This is a genomic window from Actinoplanes sp. NPDC049265 (assembly GCF_043197135.1).
Lineage (GTDB): Bacteria > Actinomycetota > Actinomycetes > Mycobacteriales > Micromonosporaceae > Actinoplanes.
Genome location: NZ_JBICSP010000021.1, coordinates 55,064 through 76,018 on the forward strand (window position 1 = coordinate 55,064; position 20,955 = coordinate 76,018).

General features: G+C 70.1%; 16 protein-coding genes. 10 read left to right on the top strand and 6 right to left on the bottom strand.

Features of this window, described 5'->3' with window-relative positions; all coding sequences use genetic code 11:
* Positions 1 to 7: 7 nt before the first annotated feature.
* Positions 8 to 1,345, top strand: coding sequence for an amidohydrolase family protein (locus tag ACGFIO_RS36000; protein ID WP_392833671.1), 1,338 nt, complete (start codon positions 8 to 10; stop codon positions 1,343 to 1,345).
* 106 nt (positions 1,346 to 1,451) lie between these two features.
* A complete protein-coding gene (locus tag ACGFIO_RS36005; RefSeq protein ID WP_392833673.1) occupies positions 1,452 to 2,285 on the top strand; it encodes an endo alpha-1,4 polygalactosaminidase in 834 nt (277 codons plus the stop codon).
* 54 nt (positions 2,286 to 2,339) lie between these two features.
* Here ACGFIO_RS36005 and ACGFIO_RS36010 read toward each other — a convergent pair whose 3' ends face one another.
* Complete coding sequence (locus tag ACGFIO_RS36010) at positions 2,340 to 3,290, bottom strand: beta-ketoacyl-ACP synthase 3 (RefSeq protein ID WP_392833675.1); 951 nt, start codon at positions 3,288 to 3,290, stop codon at positions 2,340 to 2,342.
* 235 nt (positions 3,291 to 3,525) lie between these two features.
* Here ACGFIO_RS36010 and ACGFIO_RS36015 point away from each other — a divergent pair, with 235 nt between their 5' ends.
* From ACGFIO_RS36015 to ACGFIO_RS36025, 3 genes are read left to right on the top strand one after another with little or no spacing between them, the layout of a single operon-like run.
* Positions 3,526 to 4,023 carry a SigE family RNA polymerase sigma factor gene (locus tag ACGFIO_RS36015; protein WP_392833678.1) on the top strand — a complete coding sequence of 166 codons (498 nt, stop codon included), beginning with the start codon at positions 3,526 to 3,528 and terminating at the stop codon, positions 4,021 to 4,023.
* Positions 4,024 to 4,029: 6 nt separating this feature from the next.
* Positions 4,030 to 5,229, top strand: coding sequence for a hypothetical protein (locus ACGFIO_RS36020; RefSeq protein ID WP_392833680.1), 1,200 nt, complete (start codon positions 4,030 to 4,032; stop codon positions 5,227 to 5,229).
* Between the two features lie 37 nt (positions 5,230 to 5,266).
* Entirely contained in the window at positions 5,267 to 6,832 is a 1,566-nt protein-coding gene (locus ACGFIO_RS36025) for a phospholipid carrier-dependent glycosyltransferase (protein WP_392833683.1), read from the top strand.
* 91 nt (positions 6,833 to 6,923) lie between these two features.
* Here ACGFIO_RS36025 and ACGFIO_RS36030 read toward each other — a convergent pair whose 3' ends face one another.
* Complete coding sequence (locus ACGFIO_RS36030; protein ID WP_392833685.1) at positions 6,924 to 7,535, bottom strand: response regulator transcription factor; 612 nt, start codon at positions 7,533 to 7,535, stop codon at positions 6,924 to 6,926.
* Positions 7,536 to 8,042: 507 nt separating this feature from the next.
* On the opposite strand from ACGFIO_RS36030, the gene ACGFIO_RS36035 reads away from it, so the two are divergent.
* The 4 genes from ACGFIO_RS36035 to ACGFIO_RS36050 are packed head-to-tail and all read left to right on the top strand — an operon-like array spanning position 8,043 to position 14,380.
* Complete coding sequence (locus ACGFIO_RS36035) at positions 8,043 to 10,103, top strand: carbamoyltransferase C-terminal domain-containing protein (protein WP_392833688.1); 2,061 nt, start codon at positions 8,043 to 8,045, stop codon at positions 10,101 to 10,103.
* 58 nt (positions 10,104 to 10,161) lie between these two features.
* Positions 10,162 to 11,475, top strand: coding sequence for a GNAT family N-acetyltransferase (locus tag ACGFIO_RS36040; protein WP_392833690.1), 1,314 nt, complete (start codon positions 10,162 to 10,164; stop codon positions 11,473 to 11,475).
* A gap of 32 nt (positions 11,476 to 11,507) precedes the next feature.
* Positions 11,508 to 13,157 carry a class I adenylate-forming enzyme family protein gene (locus ACGFIO_RS36045; protein ID WP_392833692.1) on the top strand — a complete coding sequence of 550 codons (1,650 nt, stop codon included), beginning with the start codon at positions 11,508 to 11,510 and terminating at the stop codon, positions 13,155 to 13,157.
* Positions 13,154 to 14,380, top strand: coding sequence for a hypothetical protein (locus tag ACGFIO_RS36050; RefSeq protein ID WP_392833694.1), 1,227 nt, complete (start codon positions 13,154 to 13,156; stop codon positions 14,378 to 14,380). The genes ACGFIO_RS36045 and ACGFIO_RS36050 overlap by 4 nt, the downstream gene beginning before the upstream one ends.
* A 57-nt stretch (positions 14,381 to 14,437) precedes the next feature.
* Here the strand turns inward: ACGFIO_RS36050 and ACGFIO_RS36055 are convergent, their stop codons facing one another.
* Together ACGFIO_RS36055 and ACGFIO_RS36060 are read right to left on the bottom strand one after the other, a co-directional pair.
* Positions 14,438 to 16,396, bottom strand: a complete 1,959-nt coding sequence (locus ACGFIO_RS36055; RefSeq protein WP_392833697.1) for a protease pro-enzyme activation domain-containing protein — start codon at positions 16,394 to 16,396, stop codon at positions 14,438 to 14,440.
* A gap of 100 nt (positions 16,397 to 16,496) precedes the next feature.
* Positions 16,497 to 18,128, bottom strand: a complete 1,632-nt coding sequence (locus ACGFIO_RS36060; RefSeq protein ID WP_392833700.1) for a peptidase inhibitor family I36 protein — start codon at positions 18,126 to 18,128, stop codon at positions 16,497 to 16,499.
* 404 nt (positions 18,129 to 18,532) lie between these two features.
* Between ACGFIO_RS36060 and ACGFIO_RS36065 the strand changes: the two genes are divergently transcribed.
* The gene (locus ACGFIO_RS36065) at positions 18,533 to 19,579 is read left to right on the top strand and encodes an FG-GAP repeat domain-containing protein (protein WP_392833703.1); all 1,047 of its coding nucleotides are present in this window, start codon (positions 18,533 to 18,535) and stop codon (positions 19,577 to 19,579) included.
* Positions 19,580 to 19,723: 144 nt separating this feature from the next.
* Here the strand turns inward: ACGFIO_RS36065 and ACGFIO_RS36070 are convergent, their stop codons facing one another.
* Together ACGFIO_RS36070 and ACGFIO_RS36075 are read right to left on the bottom strand one after the other, a co-directional pair.
* A complete protein-coding gene (locus ACGFIO_RS36070; RefSeq protein WP_392833706.1) occupies positions 19,724 to 19,984 on the bottom strand; it encodes a hypothetical protein in 261 nt (86 codons plus the stop codon).
* 163 nt (positions 19,985 to 20,147) lie between these two features.
* On the bottom strand, positions 20,148 to 20,471 hold the full coding sequence (locus ACGFIO_RS36075) for a hypothetical protein (RefSeq protein ID WP_392833709.1): 324 nt from the start codon (positions 20,469 to 20,471) through the stop codon (positions 20,148 to 20,150).
* Between the last annotated feature and the right edge of the window lie 484 nt (positions 20,472 to 20,955).

Consider the following 20,955-nt stretch of genomic DNA (forward strand, 5'->3'; position numbering starts at 1 on the left):
GCACTATATGGATTGCCTCAACGACGTCGCGGTGGTCGATACCCGCGACGGCACGATCACCGCGCACCAGGACATTCACTTCGCCGGCGGGCGGATCAGCGCGATCGGCGCCACCGCCGGCCCGCACCGGGACCAGGTCCGTTTCGTCGTGCCCGGCTTCACCGACATGCACGCGCACCCGCTCAACCTGGCCGACCCCACCGCCGAGCTCCGCGTCATGCTGTCCTTCGGGATCACCGGCTACCGGCAGATGAGCGGCACGCCCGAGCTGACCCGCCATCGCCCCGCCGCCGACGACCGCACCCCGCGGCTGCTCGCCACTCCCGGCCCGGTGCTCACCCCGATCAACGCGGGCAAGCCGGCCCGGGCCGTGGCCGAGGTGCGACGGCAGGCCGCGGCCGGCGCCGACTTCATCAAGGCGGCCGTGATCACGCCCGAGATCTACCGGGTGGTGCAGGCCGAGGCCGACCGGCTGGGGCTGCCGGTGGTCGGCCACCTGCCGGCCGGGATCGACGTACGCGCGGCGTCCGCGGCCGGCTTCCGCTCGATCGAGCATCTCGGCCCCGGCCTCGGCGTGCTGGCCGGTTGCTCCGACCATGAGGACCATCTGCGTACGGCCTCAGCCGGCCGCCCCATCCCTGCTCCGCCGTTCCCGCTCCCGTTCGCCGACCGCATCGCCGGCAAGCTCATCGCCCGCATCGTCGTGAATCCGGCCCAGCTGACCAGCCCGTCCCTGCTGGCCGCGATCGACGACGCGGTCGGCAGCTTCGACGAGGAGAAGGCCCGCGACCTGGCCCGCGCGTTCGCCGCCGACGACACCTGGAACTGTCCGACCCTGATCCGGGTCAAGGCCCAGCAGCTGTGCGCCGATCCGGCCTTCCCGGCCGACCCCGACCTGCGCTACGTCACCGCCCGGGAGCGCAGGGACTGGGCGGCCGCGGCCGAGGCGTTCCGGCGCAAGTTCGACCAGACACAGCGAGCGATCTTCGCCGCCCAGTTCGAGCTCCAGCTGCGCCTGGTCCGGATCCTCGACCAGGAGGGCGCCCCGTTGCTGGCCGGCACGGACGCCGTCGGCGCGGCCTGGGTGGTGCCCGGCGCGTCCCTGCACGACGAGTTCGACCTGCTGGCCGAGGCCGGCCTGAGCCCGCTGCGCGTCCTGCAGACGGCGACCATCGACCCGGCCCGCTTCCTGCACCGCGAGCCGGACGCCGGCACCGTCGAGCCGGGCAAGGAGGCCGACCTGGTCCTGCTGGCCGCCGACCCCACCGCGTCGGTCGCGGGGCTGCACGCGATCACCGCCGTCGTCCGCGCCGGCACCCATTTAGATATTGATCTTCCTCATTGACACTAATGAGTAGAATGACGGGCGACGCGATCGAGCCCTCCAGATCGCCAGGGCGGCCGGCGCCGCCTGAGGCGGGGCAGATCCCCTGACCATCGGAGACGAATCCGTGGCCATCGCATCACGTCGTATCCTGGCGCTCGCTCTGGGCGCCGCCGTTGTCACAGGCATCGGCATCACCGCCATGAACGCCGACGCGGGAGTGTCCCGGGTCGCCGCCGTCACCCCGCCCCCCGTCAACGCCAAGTTCGACTATCAGATCGGTGGCGCGTACACGCCGCCGTCCGGGGTGCAGGTGGTCAGCCGCGACCGGGAGGCCTCGCCCGCCGCCGGCATCTACAACATCTGTTACGTCAACGCGTTCCAGACCCAGCCCATCCAGTCCGAGATCGACATGTGGCGTTCCAAGGGCCTGACCCTGAAGAACTCCCGTGGCCAGGAGGTGGTGGACGGGCAGTGGGACGAGATCCTGCTCGACATCACCACCGACGCCAAGCGCCAGGCCGTCGCCGCAGTGGTCAACGGCTGGATCGACGGGTGCGCGTCGAAGGGCTACAAGGCCATCGAGCCGGACAACCTCGACTCGTTCTCCCGGTCGCAGAACCTGATCGACGAGCAGGACGCCATCGCGTACATCTCGCTGCTGATCTCGCACGCCCACGGCAAGGGCCTGGCCATCGCCCAGAAGAACACCATCGGTGACATCGGCGACGGTGGCATCGGGGCGGCCGGCAAGAACGCCGGCCTGGACTTCGCGGTGGCCGAGGAATGCGGCCAGTACACCGAGTGCGGCGACTACCAGTCGCTGTACGGCAACAAGGTGATCGTCATCGAGTACACCACCGGCGGCTTCAACAAGGCCTGCTCGACGGTCGGCGCCCAGGTGTCAGTCGTCCGGCGCGACACCGCCGTCAGCCCGAACGGGCCCTACCAGGCCTGCTGAGCCCGACCCGGGGCCCGTGCCGATCAGGTGCGGGCCCGGTTCGGGTCACGAAGATCAAAGATCGACGACCTGCGCCGCGTACGCGAGACCGGCGCCGAAGCCCACCAGCAGCGCCGGGCCCTTGACGCCGGGCAGGGCGGCCAGCGCCTGCGGGATGGACGCGGCGCCGGTGTTGCCGTTGGTGACCACGTCGGTGGCCACCCGGACATGCGGGCCCAGCCCCAGCGCCCGGGCCGCCGCCGTGGTGATGCGCAGGTTGGCCTGGTGCGGGACGAACGCCGCCAGGTCGGACGCGGTCAGGCCGGCCTCGTCGAGCGCCCGCCGCGCCACCTCGGGCACGATCGACGTCGCCCAGCGGAAGACCTCGGGGCCCTGCATGCGCAGCGTGCCCGTCTCGTCGTACCGCAGCATCTCGCTCTTGGCGCCGTCGGCGCCCCACACCACCGGGCCGATGCCGCACGTCTCGGCCGGGCCCACCACCACCGCGCCCGCGCCGTCGCCGAACAGGAACGCGGTGCCACGGTCGCGCGGGTCGACGACGTCGGTCATCCGCTCGGCGCCGATCAGGACCACGGTGCCGGCCGCGCCGCCGCGGATCAGGGCGTCGGCGGTGGCCAGCGCGTACGGGAAACCGGCGCACGCCGCGCCCAGATCCATCGCCGCCGCCCCGGCAGCGCCCAGGGTCTCGGCCACCAGCGGTGCCACGGTCGTCGAGCGGCCGCGATGGGTCATGGTCGCCACCAGCACCGCCGACACGTCGTGCGGGCCGACGCCGGCGCCGGCCAGGGCCTTCGAGGCGGCCGCGGCGGCCATCGTGACCAGGTCCTCGTCCGGTCCGGCGTGCCGCCGCGAGGCAATGCCACTGCGCCGGCGGATCCACTCGTCGCTGGAGTCGATCAGCGCGGCGACGGTCTCGTTGCCGACCTCGGCGCGTGGCCGGTAGGTGCCGGCGCTCAAGATCCGCGACCCGGGGTGACCGGGGCGGCACCGCAGCGTTGTGCCCATGGTCAGACAACGACAGCAAACCCGATTGAGTACGACGTGAACGGCGCGTTTTCAGCCGGTGAGACCTTCGTACGCCGGCCCCAGGACCGCCTTGCCCGACGAGGAGGCTGGATCTTCTTGCGCGTACGCACGTTCGCGCTCGCGCATTTCTCGGTCGCGGGTTTTTCTTTCGCCGCGCGTGCAACAGATCGGCTGCGCCGGGCGTGTTAGACCCGACCGACCCGGGAGGTGAGCAGTGGCCGACGACTTCGAGTCGTTCGTCCGTGTCCGCCTGTCCGCGCTGGTCCGCTACGGGTTCGTGCTGTCCGGGAACCCGCACGACGCCGCCGATCTGGCCCAGGAGGCGCTGGCCCGGCTGAGCGAACGCTGGAGCCGGGTGCAGGCCAAGGGCAACCCCGAGGCGTACGTGCGCACGACCATGGCACGGCTGCACATCAGCTGGTGGCGCCGCCGCCGGCGCGAGCATCCGGTGCGCACGCTGCCGGACCGCGGCTACGACGACGCCGGCATCGAGGCCGCGGCCGGGGACACCGCCCTGTGGCGGGCGGTCGGTGAACTGCCCCCACGGCAGCGGGTGGTGCTGGTGCTGCGGTACTTCGAGGACATGTCCGACGACGAGATCGCCGATCGGCTGGGCGTCACCCGGGTCACCGTCCGCAGCCAGGCGGCCCGGGCGCTGGGCAAGCTGCGGCAGGTGGCCGATGTGCGCTTATCCGAACTGAGCAGGAGGTGAGGCGGGATGCGATCCGAGGTTGAGCACGAGCTCGCGCGTACCCTGCAGGCGGTTTTCGACGCCGCGCCCCCGCCGGCGCCGTCCGTCGCCGACGGTATTCAGCGGGTCCGTCGCCGCCGCCGTCGCCGGCGCGTGTCCGGTGCCGCCGGGCTGCTCGCCGTCGTGGTCGCGGCCTTCGGCGCCACGGCCATGATCCGGCCGGTCGGTACGGGCGTGGCTGACCTGGCCGAGGCGCCGGACGCCCGGCAGGTGTGGCCGGAAGCGGTCGTGACGCTGCCGGCGGTGCTGTCCGGCGACGTCGAGTACACGGTCCAGGCGGCGCTGGGCGACGACGTCTTCCTGGTCACGCCGTACGGCCGGGCGCCGGTGCTGCTCACCGGATCGACCGGCGCGACGCGGCCGCTGGACGGCGTCTTCCCGGGCAACGAGCTGACCCAGTTCGACATCACACCCCGCTACCTGTTGTGGTCGAACGTGGTCAAGGACGGCCGGGACGTCTACGCCCAGCCGCGCGACGGCGCCGGGAAGGCCGTACACCTCGGTCTGATCCCGGCCGTGGACGTGGCGGTGGCCGAGGTCGGCGGCGCCTTCTACGCCACCGGCACCACCTACCACGCCACCAATCAGACCCACACGCTCTATCGGCTGAGCGCGGGCCGGGCGCCGGTCGCGGTTCCATCCGGCGCCGGGTACGCACTGACCACCGGGCCGTGGGCGGTGGCCGGCACACCGCAGCCCGGGACGGCCGACCGGCTGCCGTCGGTGGTGCGGACCCGATACCTCTACCGGCCGCTGACCGTGACCCGGGCGGCCCCGTCGTACTGGAACGTGGCCACCGGCGCCCGGGTGACACCGGTCAACCGGGCTCCGATCATCAGCTGCACCCCGACCGTCTGCGTCGGTACGGCCGCCGGCGCGTTGATCTCCTGGGACGCCGACGGGTCGCACGAGCTGCGGGCGACCGGCTTCACGACCGGCCGCGGGGACGACGTGGACGCGTTCTTCAGCAGCTCCGGACGCTTCGTGCAGGTGGTGGCCATGACGGCGCGGGAACCGGCCGAGCCGACCAGCATCCGCCTGTGGGACCGGGCCACCGGGCAGGCCGCCACCGAGCCGTCGCAGGCCTCCCGTCTGGCCTACGACGTGGCCGAACTCGGCACCACCGTGGATCACAAGACGGTCCTCGACCTGACCCGGATCTCTTAACCAGTTCTCTTTTCTCTTCTCTCTCAGGGGTGTGCCTTTGAGTGTCGATGTCGCGCGCCCTCGTACGGTTCGCAGCGGCCTGGTCGTGCTCGTGCTGCTCGGGCAGATGGCGGTGGCCATGCTGGTCACGGCGGTGGGGCAGACCCCGACGATCGACGAGCCGGTGTACGCCGGAACCGCCGTCACCTACCTCGAGTGGCACAGCCTGCGCTACAACCCGGAGCACCCGCCGCTCGGCAAGCTCATCATCGCGGCCGGCCTGAGCATCGCCCGCCCGCAGCTCGACCCCGGCTTCCGCGGCGACCAGACCGAGCTCGGCCGGCACGTCCTCTACGAGTCGGGCAACGACCCCGGGCTGCTGATGCTGCTGGCCCGGCTGCCCGTCATGCTGCTGACCCTGCTGTTCGGCGTGGTGGTGTTCGTGTTCGCCCGCGACCTGACCAACCCGGTCGGCGCCGTGCTCGCCCTCACCGTGTACGCGTTCGATCCCGACGTCATCACCCACGGTTCGCTCGCCACCCTGGACGTCCCGGCGGCCGGGTTCCTGCTGACCGCGGTCTGGCTGACCTGGCGCGCCCACCGCTCCCGCCCGTGGACGTATCTGGCCCTGGCCGGCGCGGCCCTGGGCGCGGCTCTCGCCGTCCGGGCCAGCGTCCTGCCGGCCGTGGCCGTGGTGCTGATCCTGGCCCGGCGCCGGTTCTGGGTTGTGGGCGCGGTGGCCACCGCAGTCGTCTGGCTCAGCTATCTCGCCGTCGACCCCGGGCTCAGCTGGACCCCGCCGCCCGACCTGCCCGACGTCCACGGGCTGCGCGGCGTACTCGTCGACCTGCTGCCGTTCCCGCAGCCCTACCGCGACGGCATGCGCATCCAGTTCGGCTTCGAGGACAACACGTTCAGCGGCTTCCTCTTCGGACATCGGTACGTGGGCTCGCGCTGGTACTACCTGCCGGTCGCGCTGCTGGTCAAGACGCCGCTGGCCCTGCTCGTGGTGTGGGCCGCGTCGGCCGTGGCCATGCTCGTGGTGCCCCGCCTGCGCTCCGCGGCCGGATACGTGCTGGCGGCGCCGGCACTGCTGCTGGTGGTGTCCATGACCGGCGCCCGCAACTACGGCACCCGCTACGTCGTCTGCCTGCCGATCTTCCTGGCCGTCGCCGTGGCCGCCCTGACCGTCGTGGGTCGCCGCTGGGTGGCACCGGCGGCCGGGACGCTGGCCGCCCTGGTGGCCGCCAGCTCGCTGGCCGCGTTCCCGTACTACCTGCCGTACGCCAACGAGGCCTTCGGCGGCCCGGCCCGGACCCACCTCTATCTGCACGACTCGAACGTCGACTGGGGGCAGGACCTGGGTCGCCTGGCCCGCCACCTGCGAACGCGGTACCCCGGCGAGCCGGTGTGGCTGGTCTACAAGGGGGCCGGGGTCCCGTCGGCGTACGGCATCAGCGCCGGTGACCCGCTGCGCGTGCCCTCGTCCGAGGTTCACGGCCTGCTCGTGGTCTCGGACAGCGCGGTGGCCAAGGCGACCGGCCGGCTCTCCGGTCTCCTGGCCACCAGCGGCGAACCCATCGACGAGGTCGGCCATTCGATGAGCATCTACCGCCGGCGTTGACTCACTCCGCGATCGCGGCCGCCTCGAGTTCCACCAGCACGTCCGGTTCGAAGAGGTGGTCGACGCCTCAACCTGACGCGTTACCGGCCGGTCAGCCTGGCGAGTTGCTGGAAGCCCAGAGCGCCACCTCGACGCGATTACGAAGGAGCAGTTTGGCGCGGATGCTGGCCAGGTGGCTGCCCACCGTCCGTTCACTGACCGACAGCGCGCGGGCGATCTGGGCATTGGTTTTCCCGCGGCTCACCTCCACGGCGACCTGGTATTCCCGGCCGGTCAGCAATGCCGCCTGATTCGCGGCGACGTGCGACCGTCCACCGAGGAGGGCCGGCTCAGGCTCCGTGCCGGTCAGCGGGTGGGCCGTCGTCCCCGGGCCGGCGGTCGCGGCCGGCTGTTCCCGCCGTGCGGCCGGTGCCGGTGCCGGGTCGCGCGGCGTCCGGGCCGGGGCGTCGTCGCCGTAGTTCCGGTGCAGTGTGGACACGGGGATGTCCAGCAGTCGCGCCAGATATCGCCAGCTCAGCCCGCTCTTGCGGCCCAGCGCGACGGCGGAGCGCAAGCCTTCGGTGGTCACTCGGTGCGCCTCCGCGAACGCGCCGGCCACCCCGGCCGGCTCGGCCGCCCCGGCGGCGTGCGCCAGCACCACTGCCAGCCTGCGCAGAGACAGCTCGACGGCGGCGGCGGGGTCCGCCTTCCCGGTTTGGGACAACGCGTCTCCAAGGGCTCGGCCGGTCCGGTCGGTGGTTTCTCGGGTTGGAATTCACGGCCCCTTTCTTGCGCTTTGACGTGGCCTCCCGGAGAGGCGAATGCCGGAACGGTAGAACCGTTATCGACTGCCCTGCAATTGTTCGCTCGCCCATAAAGCAGTAAAGGCGAATGTTCCTGCCCTTCGGCACCTTGCGCGGCCGACCGGGGGTCGTTCATCGGGCGCGGCCGGCCCGGGGTGGCAGACGTACGAGTTCGTATCGGGCCGGCGCAGGCGATCAAAGATCGCGCTCTGTCCCGGTTCGGGACGCGAATCCGAGCCGGCGGCGCGACGAGACATCCGTCGCATCAGCGAATATCGCGCAGAGCTATGGACGCATAACGCTCAGTAGCCTCATTTTATGACAATTGTGGGTCGAACCACCGGTCAATACGCTCAAAAATCATGGAAAGCGTGTGATCGAGCGCGGCCGCAGCCCACCTTCTCCGTCTCCTCCATGGGAGCCCCCGCATGAGCCTGATCATTGGCTACAACCTGAGCCACGACAGCAGCATCTGCCTCGTCGACGACGGACGAGTGCGCGCGGCGTCAGCGCTCGAGCGAAGCAGCCGCATCAAGCGTGGCATCGTTCCCCTGCACGCCTACGCCGCCGCGATGGCGGCGCTCACCCACGAGGTTCTCGGCGGCGAGGGTCTGGCACCGGAAGACATCGACTACTGGATCGCCACCTCGACCGAATCCCGCGACGAGCAGGACGAGGCGCATCTGGCCGACGCGCTCGGTCTGCTCGTTCCAAATGGACGCCGGCTCACGTTGCCGCACCCGGGACATCACCTGGCGCATGCCTCCGCCGCCTTCTACACGTCCGGCTTCGACGAGGCGGCCGCACTGGTCATCGACGCGTACGGCTCGCGCGTCGGGGCCGGCCGCGAGCGTGAGTCGGGCTTCCTGTTCCGGCACGGGCAGGTGCCCGAGCAGGTGCTGCGCACGGAGCGAACCTCCGACCGCGTCGCCGGCTGGCCGCGGGCGGCCGGTGGCATCGGTCTGCCCCGCGACCTCAGCGGTGTCGGGGAGCTCTACCGGGTGGTCACGCTCGCGCTCGGGTTCTCCGACGACGGGACCTATGACGACGCCGGCAAGACGATGGGCCTGGCACCGTACGGCCGCCGGATGTCCGAGGACAACCTGTTCATCGACGTGACGCCGGACGGACTCTCGTTCGACCAGGCGGCGGACTCGTTGATCGATCTTGGGCTCGCGGTTCCGGACGGCGACGGCCTGCGCCTGACACCCCGCCGCCGGGGAGCTCCGCTGGAGGACATCCACCGCGACCTGGCCGCACAGATCCAGGCCGAGTTCGAGGAGGCGTGCCTGAGCCTGGTCGACCAACTGGTCTCCACTACGCGGGTACGAACGCTCGTGCTCGGCGGCGGGTGTTTCCTCAACTCGGTGTTCAACGCGCGGTTGCTCGCTGAAGGCCTGGTGGAGCGGGTGTACGTCTTCCCGGCGGCGACGGACGACGGGAACGCGGTCGGAGCGGCGTTGTACGCCCACCACGTGCTCACCGGTCCTCCTCCGGCGCGGCCGTCCCCGCGGTTGACCCACGTCTATCTCGGTCCGCCACGCCTCACCGGACGGGATCCGGAGTCCATCGCGCACGACTGGGGACTGACCACGGTCCGGCATGACTCGTTGCGATCGGCGGCCGCCGCCGCTGCCCGAAGCATCGCGGACGGCCAGATAGTCGCCTGGTTCGGCGATCGGGGCGAGCTCGGCCCGCGGGCCCTCGGAGCGCGGTCCATCCTCTGCCATCCGGGTATCCCGGGCATGAAGGACACCCTGAACCGGCGGGTCAAGTTCCGGGAGACCTTCCGCCCGTTCGCGGGAGCCGTGCTGGCCGAGCAGGCGGCGAAATGGTTCGACATGATCGAGACCGACAGCCCGTTCATGCTCATGGTCTGGCCGGTCGGCGAGCACGTACGCGAGCAGATCGGGGAGATCGTCCACGTGGACGGCACCTGCCGGGTGCAGACGGTGCCCCCCGAACTGCCCGGCGCGTTCCGCCCGGTGATCGAGGAATTCGAGGCCCTCACCGGCATTCCGGTGGTGCTGAACACCTCGTTCAATCTGCGTGGCATGCCGATCGTCGAGCGGATCGAGGAGGCTCTCGACTGCCTCTACGGCTCGAGGCTCGATCGGCTCTTCCTCGACGACCTCGAGATCGACGGTGTCGACCACGCACAGCTGCGCCCGATCGTCACCTCGGAGGGGGCCGGCGGCGTGAGTCCGCACGGCGACGACGAACGTGCGTTGCGGACGCTGGGTGACGGCTCCCGCTCCGTCGAGGAGATCGCCGCCGAGGCCGGACGCGACCCGCGACAACTGGTGGACGTGGCCCTGGATCTCCGGCGGCTCGGGCAGCTCACCTGGGCGGGAGTGCCGTCCGCGCGCCCACCGCGGTACCCGCTGCCCCAGTACGACGCCGGCAACAACGCCCGGGCGGCGCAGGACGTCCTCCGGGCTGTCCAGCGGCGGTGGGCCGGCGCGCGTGGAGCGACCGGCGGTGCCTAGCCCGGGCCCGCACACCGGGACGGACCGCGAGCCGGCAACGGAATCAGGAGGAAGCGGCATGGGCGTCGACGACCGCGAGCCGGGCCGGTGGGCCTGCGTACCAGTAACGGACCAGCAGGACTGGGACTCCCTGCTCGGCCGGACCTCTCGATGTGACCTGATGCAGACCTGGGCCTACGGCGAGGCGGTCAGAGATTGCGTCGGCTGGGAACCGGTCCGCCAGCTCATCTCGTACGACGACACGCCGGTCGCCCTGGCGCAACTGCTCGTCCGGGAGGTCCCTCTGGTGGGGACGGTGGCCCGCGTGCTGCACGGACCGGTCTTCCTGGAAGCCGGGGGAGGCGTGCCGTCGCCGACGACCGCGGGTGTCCTCACGACGCTGCGTGAGCACTGGGTCGAGGGGCGATCCGCGGCATTGCACCTGAGCCCTTACCTGCCACCGGCCGACCAGGCCCCGGCGTGGGAACAGCTGGGCTTCCGCCCGTCCGGCGAGACCGCCTGGGGATCGATTCGGGTGGACGTCACACCGGCCGCGGAGACGCTGAGGCAGAACTTCGGCAGCCGGCAACGACGGGCCCTCGCCCAGGCCGAGTCGTACGGGCTCGAATCCTCGGTCTCCCGTGACCCGGCCGATCTCGCCCGCTTCCTGCGCCTCCAGGAGACTTTCCGGCAGGATCGGGGATTCACGTGGCCGTCCCCCGCGCTGGTGCGGGCCCTCTGGCGGCAGACCGGCGAACGCAGTGAACTGTTGCTGGTCCGGCAGGGCGACACCGAGATCCTGGGCGGCGTGATGGTCACCTCCCACGACACGGCGCTCCTCTTCGCCTACTACGCACGCCCTACGGCCGGTGCGCTCCGCGCCTCCCAGTTCGCCTACTGGAAGGCGATCTTGAGAGCCAAGGAGCGGGGCCTGCGATGGCTGGACGTGGGGGGCGTGGACGACCGGAACCTGCCCGGCCTGAGCTCCTTCAAGCGCGGTCTGCTTCCGTCCGGCGAGGAATACCGGCTGCCCGGCGCGTTCGAGGCGCGCCCACGACGAGCGCCCGCCGGCCAGCTCGCGCACGACGAATCGCTCGACGGCGTTCTGCCCGGCGCCGGTTTTGAGGCCACCGCTCAGGCGCATGAGACGGTCAAGGACCAGGTGCTGACGATGGTCCAGACGTTCCTGGCCGAGTCACTCGACTGGGACGGGCCGGTCGACGAGGAGATCGAGCTCATCACCAGCGGCCTGGTCGACTCGCTCAGCCTGCTCGAGCTCATGGCCCAGATCGAGCGGCGATTCTCGCTCGCCATCGAGCCCGGCGACATCGTTCTCGACCACTTCAATACGCCGAGCGCGATCGCGGACTTCGTCTCGGGCCAGTCGAACTGACCGGCCCATGCGAAGCTGAGGAGCCGTCGCCGATGCGAACGAGCGGCCATCGGGCCATCCTGGAGGCGTTGGCGCGGCATGCCTCCGACCCGGCCCCGGGTGCGGTGCGGAAGGCCGCGGTCATCCACTCCCGCGGTGGGGACAAGGTGGAAACCCTGACCTACGGCGGGCTCGCCACGATGGCGGCCGGCATCAGCCGGACACTGGCGGAGGACGGCGTCGGACCGGGCTCGCTCGTCGGCATCGGCCTGGAACGCTCCACCACCATGGTGGCCGCCCTGGTCGGGGTCCTGCTGCGCTCGGCCAGCTTCTTCACCGTCTCGCCGAAGCTCAAGCCGAGCCGGCTCACCGCGATCCAGGCCGTCACCGACGCCACCGCGATGGTTCTCGACAGCGTCTCGGTGGTCCGGCTCGGGCACAGCGGGATCGAGACGTTGGCCGGCAAGATGATTTACCTGGTCGACGACGGTTCCCCGCTCGCGCGGCACGCGTACACGCTGGTGGAATCCCACACGAAGGTGCGACGCCTCACGATGTCCGTCGTCCCGGCCGGACCGTTCGCCCTGGACGACGTGCCGGCGCCGACGGACAGTTGCATGGTCCTGCTCACCTCCGGATCGACCGGCTCCATCAAGAGCGTGCGCGTCCCCGTCGACGACCTCTACGCGCGAGCGACGGCCGAGACCGAGGCGTACGGCATCACGGCCGCCGACCGCGTTCTCAATCTGCTCCCATTCTCCTTCGACGTCGGGTGCAACCAGTTGTTCAGCACGCTGACGGCAGGCGCGTCCCTGGTCATCTCGCATGCGTGGTCGGCCGCGGACGTCTGCGGGGCGGTCCGGAAGTTCCGGGTCAGCGGCCTTTCGGCCGTCCCGACGATCTGGAGCGCGATTCTGGCGTACGACCCTGACGACGCCGGATCCGCCCTGCGCGGCCTGCGCTACGGCGCCGTGTCCGGAGGCGCGATGGCCCGTCCTCAGATCGAGGGTCTGCAGCGTCTCGCGCCCCGGCTGTCGATCTACAAGACCTACGGGCAGACCGAGACGTTCCGCAGCTCGATGCTCCGGCCCGACCAGGTCTCGGCCAAGGCGGACTCGGTCGGCCGACCGGTGCCGGGAGTCGAGGTCCACGTGCAGAAGGAGGACGGGACGCGGGCCCGGGCGGGCGAGGTCGGCGAGATCCTCCACGCCGGTGCCGGCATCATGCTCGGGTACGCCGGAGACGCCGCCGCGACCCGCGCCCGGCGAGTGCCGAACCCGTTCGGTGCGGGCCTGGTCGTCCGTACCGGCGATCTCGGTTTTCTGGACGACGACGGCTTCCTGCACATCCGCGGACGCATCGACCGCATGATCAAAACACGCGGCAGCCGGATGTACCCGCAGGAGGTGGAGGCGGTCGCGACGCGATATCCAGGGGTCGTCGACGCCGTCGCGTTCGGTGTCACCGGAGCCGGCGCCGAGGTGTCCGTCGGCCTGGCCGTAACCACGAACCAGGGCGTCGAACCGGTCGGCCTGAATCAATTTCTGCGGAAGCATCTGGCGACATTCATGATTCCGCAACGGATCTGGCTGCTCAGTGATCTCCCGCGCACCCTCTCCGGAAAGATCGATGTGCCGGCCACCGAAGAATGGTGTGCGCGGCGGATTCCCTCCTGGCCGGCCGCCCCCGGGACCACCGCATGATGCGAGACGACTTCTACCAGGCCATTCCCGGCGACCAGGTGCGCGCGATCGTCCGCGAGGCCCCAACGCCGAGCTACCTCTATTTCGACACGCTCATCGCGCGGCAGATCGACCAGGTCAGGGAGACCGTGGGCGAGTCGTTCGACGTCCACTACGCCGCGAAAGCCAACTCCCATCCCGACGTTCTCCGCGCGATGGCGTCCCGTGGCCTCGGTGTCGACGTCGCCTCCGCGGGCGAGCTGCGGATCGCCCTGGAGTGCGGGTTCGCCCCCGAGCGCATCTCCTTCGCCGGACCGGGCAAGACCGCCGCGGAGCTCGAACGGGCCATCGACTGCGGAATCGCGAGCATCAGCGTCGAAAGTCTCGACGAACTCACGCTGGTGGGCGAGATCGGTGGCCGGCTGGACCGCACGGCGAACGTGAGCATCCGGGTGGCTCTCGAGGCGGCGCGTTCACGGGCCGGCCTGCGAATGGGCCGCAACAGCCAGTTCGGCATGGCGGTCGAGGAGCTGGATCAGGCCTTCGCCACGGCACGCCGGTACGCCGGGCCGATCGACCTCGTCGGCCTGCACGTCCACTCCGGGTCACAGATCCTCGACAGCTCCGCGGTGCTGGGCAACATCGAGTCGCTCCTCCGGCTCGCGGTCCGCTGCGAGCGGCAGTACCGGGTTCGCTTCCGGCGGCTGAACTTCGGCGGCGGGTGGGGGATCCCCTACTTCGCCGAGCAGCCCGAGCTCGACCTGCCCGGGATCAGGACCGGGATCAGCGACCTGCTGGGCACCCCCGGGATGCGGGAGCTGGCCGCCCGTACCTCTCTGGTGGTCGAACCCGGCCGCTTTCTCGTTGCCGAGAGCGGCATTTACGTCACCGAGGTCCTGTATCGCAAGACGGTGAGGGATCGTGACTTCGTCATCGTGGACGGGGGGATGCACCACAACTACGTGCTGGCGGGAGGAATGGGCCAGGTCGTGCGACGCAACTTCGAGCTCGACGTCCTGCGGATGGCAGAGCCGCATGTCCCCGAGCCGGAACCAGCGCAGCCGTTCGACGTCGCGGGATGCCTCTGCACGCCGCAGGACGTGCTCGCGACGAACGTGCCGAAGGAGCTCTATCCCCGGCGCGGCGACAGACTGGTCTTCTTCAACAGCGGGGCGTACGGCCTCGGCGCGAGCCCGATCATGTTCCTCTCGCACGACCTCCCACACGTGCGATACATCTCGTGAGACCGGCCGGGCGCCGAGGTCGACTCGGGCCCGGCCGGCGGCGCTGTGACCCCTCTCCTATCGCCGGGGCGGAAGGTGCCGGAAGGTGCCTACGAAGGAGGCTGCCGGTGATCCGATGCCGGTTACGTCGTCGTAGCCGGGGGTCACGACCAGCGAACTGTCCAGGCCGAGGGTGACCAGGTACGGGTCCTCGGCGGCTCCGGTGCCGTTCGTGGCGCCGGCCATGATCGGCGGATCGGCGGGGTCCACCGGCAGCACGTCGTGCACAGCCGTGGTGCCGGCCAGCCGGTACAGCGCCGGATTGAGGAAGCCGAGCGCGTGGCCGGTGGCCTGCTTGGCGTCCGCGCTGAGGGCGGCGACCAGCGGCGACGCGGCGCTGGTGCCGGCGCCCCAGGCGACGACGTCGTACCCGCCGGCCGGGTCCTTGGCCCCGGTGAAGCCGATCTGCCACGCGAGTCCGGCATCGGCCGCCAGGTCGGGCACCGTCCGGCGAGCCGGGTGGGCGCCGCCGGCGGTGGCCAGCGCGGCCGGCACCACCTCGCGTTGGTAGCCGGGCTGGTCGATGACGGCGCTGACGCCACCGCCGGAGCCACTGGTGAACCAGCCCGGCGGTGTGGCCGCCTCACCACTGCGGTCGCGGTAGCCGTCCGGGCCGATCAGGACATCGTTGTCGCCCCAGCCGGATTCGCCGAGCACCCGGCCGTCGGGGCCGAGACGCAGGCTGGTCCCGCCGACGCCGGTCGCCCACGGGTCGGAGGCCGGGAAGGTGACCTCGGTCGGCGCGCCCGCACCGATGTCGCCGTCGTCGCCGGAGTCGAAGGTGAAGCCGATCCCCTCGATGGTCCCCTGCAGGAACATCAGGTCCCACGCCGCGATGTCGGCCGGCGTGAAAGCGTTCTGCGAGATCGAGAAGGACTCGCTGGCCACGTCGGCCAGGTGCTTGTCGACGACTCGGAAATGCGCGTCGAGCAGGTTCTGCTGGGTGTCGCCGCCGCAGTCGGCGCCGACGTACACGACGGTGGCGTCGGGCGCGAAGATGTGCGCGCTCTCCACGTCGATGGCCTGCTCGAGCCGGCCGACGTCGGGGAAGGACCCGGGCTCGGGGTGGGCGAAGCGGTCGCAGGTCGACGCGAAGGTGGGCGAGAAGTCCTCGCGGTATTGTCCGGGCCGGAAGCCGGGTACGCCCTGGTCGGCGAAGAACCGGTTGGCGTCGGCTTCCATCGTCGGCGATCCGTTGTCGAGGATGAGTGCGATGGTCGCGCCCTTTCCGGTGTACGGGCTGCCGGTGACGCCGTACGCGGCGCGCATCTGCTTGACCGAGTAGCCGCAGGGCACCGTCGGAGCGCTGGAGTGCCCGTACGCGGGCGGGATGTTGACGCTGTGTTCGCCCCACCAGTGTGAACAGGGGTAGTCGGCGGCTCTTCTGGCCCGCGCCGTTGCCGGCGTGGGGGAGTGGCGGCGCGACGGCTTCCTCCGGGCCGCCGTGGCCCAGGCGTTGAGGCCGGTGACGGTGGCGACGTCGGCGCCCATGGCCTCCGGTACCGAGATGTCGCCGGCCGGGGCCAGGATGCCGTCGTACGCGCGCAGGTCGGTGGCGAACGCGGCATCGAGCTGGGCGACGCTGGCCGAGGCCGCGACGTAGTGCGCATCGGTCGCCGTCACGGTGATGCCCTGCGCGGTCAGCCAGTCGCTGACCCGTCGCGCCTGCGCCGGGGTGGATCCGAAGCGTTCGGCGAACTGGGCCGGGCTCAAATAGTGGGCGTACGCGGCCCCGCCCGGCGTGGAGACCGCGTGTGCGGCGCTACGCCGGTCCCCGGAGTTCCGCCCGGCCAGGTACACCCGCACCGCCAGGACCTGGCCGGGATCCGCCGCCGTTCCGGTGTCCCCGGCAGTCAGGTAGATCGGCCGGGCCGACGGCAGCACGGTACGCCCACCCGCGCGCGCCGAGCCGGGCGTCACCGTCGCGGCGGCGATCCCGGCGACCGGCCCGAGCAGCAGGACGCCCGCGACCAGCACGGCGGAACGGACAGCCCGTTTTGTTGGCTTTCCAGTCATGCCTCTGTAGATGATTCCCGCCGCCCGATTGTTGCGCGGCCGCATGGATTCGCCCCGGGCGTCAGGTCGCTCGTACCCGTACGGATGTGGTCAGGTCGTTGAAGTTGTTTTGGACCAGGCACGGGTTGTCCGCGGTCAGGGTGATGGACGTTCCGGTGAGGTTGTCGCCGTCGTACGCCGTCACCTGGTAGCCGGGGGCCACCCGCATCGAGGAGATGTCGTTGTCGTTGATCCCGCGGGCCTTCAGCTGTGCCAGCGTGTAGTCGCCGACCGGCAGATCCACCGCGCGCGGCCCGGCGAAGTCGCAGTGCTTGTACACGGTCACCGTCGGCGTCACCGCTTCGACGACGATCGAGCCCGCCCTGTCGTTCCAGCCGTCGTCGGCCAGGCAGGAGTCGTCGGCGGTCTTGACCAGGGTGGATCCGGTGAAGTTGTCACCGTCGTAGAACGTCACCCGGTAGCCCGGCTGGACCTTCACCGATGAGACGTCGTTGTCGTTGCCGCCGCGGAATACCAGGTCGGCGGTGGTGTACCGGCCGACGGTCAGGCCCGGGTGCGAGCCACCGTGATCGCAGTCCCTGAACACCCCGACGGGTTCGGGCAGCTTCGCGGTTCCGCCGGGCGTGGTCCCCATCGTGAAGAACGCGCGGGCGACCGACGACTGATACAGAAGCGCGGCGTCACCGGTCGTGCCCCGTGGTGCGCCCCAGTCCTGCGGGTAACGGCCGTTGCCGTCCTTCAGGTTGTCGTGCAGATAGCCGAGATACCCGGCGACCACGTTGAGCCAGTAGACATCGCCGTCAAGCTGGTACAACTCGGTGAAAGCGGCGGTCATGTCGTGCCCGCCCCACTGCCCGGTCTCGTGCAACGCGTGCGTCGTCCAGTCGATGTAGGACGCTTCCATGGCCAGCCCGAGGTGCTCGGCGTCGTTCAGGAACGTGGCGTCGCCGGTGATGCGGTACAGCCGCATGGCGCCCTGCGTGATCACCGCGACCTCGTACCCGCGATGCCCCGGGCCGTACCCGAAGCCCTTGCTCTTCAACGCGTTGTAGAGTCGCCGGCCGTCGGTCAGGTACTGCGCGGTCCCGGTGGCCTGATAGAGCATGAGGTTCGCGACGATGGCCGGCGCGGTTGCGCACACGCACGTTCCGCTGGTGTCGGGTTCGTGCCACCGGATGGTGCCCGGATCGGAGACGGTGTTCTCGCCGCTCATGACGAACTTCATGATCTCCACCGCGCGATTGCGGTTGGCCACGTTGTTGTTGAGGGCGTACAGCTCCATCATGCCCTTGGCGATCCACGCGTTGTCGTCGTAGTACCGGTCTCCGCAGGCGCCCAGGGTGGAGTTGTAGCCCCAGCGGTTGTTGTAGAAGCACCAGTACCGGCTGTGGATCTCGTCGGCCATCGCCTGGGCCTGAGCGAGGTTGCCGGACGCGACCATGGCGTGGAACTCGATGCCCTGCGGCCAGTTGAAGGCGTACGCGTTACGACTCGAGTTCTCGTAGTACAGGTTGCTGCCCGGCACCCTGAAGTCCTGCTCGATCTTCGCCTGCGTCTCGGCGCCCCACTGAGTGAACGTCGAACCCGGCTGCGCGAGTTCGCCGGAAGCCGCGTAACCGCTTGTCGGGGGTACGGTGAGCAGCGCGCCAACGATGGCCGCGACCGCTGCGACGACGATGTGCCGGCCGACCATGATCGTCCTTCCCGATCGCACCTGGCATTCAAGCATTTCGATGTCTGGTAACAATGTCAACAGTTGAGCGACCGCCGGCATCGGACCGTAGTCACCGTCGAGACCCGGCCGATGAATGTCGCCGGCTTGGCTTCCCGGCCCGCCTCCGCCACGCGGGTATCAGCTCGGCCCCTGCCCCCTGCCGTCCACGTGTACGCACGCCGCCTGCGGTGCGCCGGGCGGGAGGCTACCCCAAGGCCGACCGGGATGTGGCTTTTATTGGTTCTGGACAGCAATTTGACTGAAAGGTAACTAATGCCCGAGGCGACGCTAGCTTTGGTTGCCGGACTCGCAGTCGACTGTCCGGCAATTGATCAGACAAAACGGGGGATCATGTCATGTTTTCGAAAAGGCTTCTTGTCAGTTTGGCGGCGATCTCCGCCGTCACGATAATCGCGCAGATTCCGGCCACCTCGGCATCGGCCGCGCCGCCCGCCGGGGGCGGGTTCGCCGGCGTTGCCGGTGATTTCAACGGTGACGGGCGTGACGACATCGTCACCTTCACCCGCGGCGCGGCCGCCGACGTGTATGTGGCCCTCTCCACCGGCTCCTCGTTCTCCGGCACCGGCGTGAAATGGCATGACTATTTCGCCGTCGGCACGGAGACCCCATTGGTCGGTGATTTCAACGGTGATGGGCGCGACGACATCGCCACGTTCACCCGCGGCGCCGCGGCGGACGTGTACGTGGCCCTTTCCACCGGCTCTTCGTTCGTCGGCACCGGCTGGAAGTGGCACAACCACTTCGCCGTAGGTAACGAGATTCCCGCGGTCGGCGACTTCAACGGTGATGGGCGCGACGACATCGCCACCTTCACCCGCGGCACCGCCGCCGACGTGTACGTGGCTCTTTCCACCGGTTCCTCGTTCTCCGGTACCGGTTGGAAGTGGCACAACTACTTCGCCGTAGGTAACGAGATTCCGGCCGTCGGCGACTTCAACGGTGATGGGCGCGACGACATCGCCACCTTCACCCGCGGCGCCAGCGCCGACGTGTACGTGGCTCTTTCCACCGGTTCCTCGTTCTCCGGTACCGGTTGGAAGTGGCACAACTACTTCGCCGCCGGCACCGAACTGCCGACGGTAGGCGACTTCAACCGTGACGGCCGCGCCGACATCGTGACGTTCACCCGCGGTGCCGCCGCCGACGTGTACGTGGCTCTTTCCACCGGTTCCTCGTTCTCCGGTACCGGTTGGAAGTGGCACAACTACTTCGCCGTCGGGTCCGAGATCCCCGGCACAGGCGACTTCGACGGCGACCGTCGCGCCGACATCGTGACGTTCACCCGCGGCGCGGCCGCCGACGTCTACGTGGCCCGCTCCACCGGCAGCTCGTTCTCCGGCACCGGTTGGAAGTGGCACAACTACTTCGCCGTCGGCTCGGAGATCCCGCAGCCCGGCGTCCTCTGGTAGCCCGCAGAACCGCGATCACTTCCGGCGCCGCCCCCGTCGAGGGGCGGCGCCGGCCGCTCACACCCGGGCCGGTTCGGCCGTGCGGGCGTCGAGTGTCAAGCGGCGTCGTGGGGATATCAGGGGCGGCTCGTAACTCGGCCGGGGTCAGGTGGGAAGTAGCTGTAACGATCGGTTGTCGACGAGGGCTCGGGCGCCGCGGTCGAGCATCGTCAGCAAGACAGCTCGGCCACGGTCGTTCATCAGCTCATAGCGGGTGAATGCCGTCATCGGCCACACCAGCCCAGCCGCGACGGCCAGTCGGTACTGCTCCTGAGCGCGTGAGAACGGATAGTCATCGATCCCGAGCGCACCCCAATAGCGGTCCAGGATCTCGGCTTCGTTCGCGCGGCGGATCGGTGTCGGCATGCTCTGCGAGATTACGTAGGCCAGGTCGCGTACCCCCGCCTCGATGCTTGTGACGCCAGACCCTGACGTCGGTCGTAACCCAGCGGTCCGGTCTGGCGTACCTCTCCGGTGCCGATCGACAGCACCACGCCCGGGCTGTGCTCGTTCACCGCTTCCGAGAGCGTCAGCAGCGCCCGATACAGTTCGGCGGGCCGGGCGCGAACGGGCGTCCGGTAGTGATCCGGGCGCCCGCGGCCGGATTGGCGCCGAGAGCGAACGCCGCTTCGACCAGGGCGTCATGCGTCGAGTTGTTGTCCAGGACGGCGGCGGCCGGGGCGTTCTCCGGCTTCCACAGTGAGCGGTGGAACCACCCCGTCATCTCGTCCCAGAACCACAGGTAGTCGACGTCCGGACTGGCGCCGACCGTACGGGCGAACGTCGCCACCGCGGCCGGCGACGTGACGCGGTGATTGTCCACCGGCAGCCCAGTGGTGAATGGCAGACTCATCTCAACCGTCCTAGATGGAACATTCCGCGCTCTGCGCCGCGACCGTCATCTTCAAAGACGGCGGCATGACAGAAGGATGCCCCGGACCGCGCTCGCCGGACCCTTTCGCGAAACCGATGCTGCCCGATGGATCATCGTTCGTGCCTACGGGCACCCGAGATAATTCGTGTCTCCCGACGCGTGAACGTCGGACAGCGATCATCCGTTCGAGAACCGGACAGCCGTCAGGGCATCGTTGTTGGTCGATCGATCGTCGCGCCCTCGTTCACGACGCTGCCGGGCCGCGTTGTCCGGGGGCGCCGGCGGTGTGATCGTGCCGTCCGCGCTCGCCGCCGTCCCGCGCCAGATCGCCCCGGGCCTGCGCGCCCGCCTACGTCGCCACCAGGGGCGGGGCGGGCAGTGGGGATGGGCTGCTACTCGCGGGCGGGCTCAGGACGTGGCTGGGATACCACAGAAGGACCAGTGACGAAGCGCGGCCTCGTGA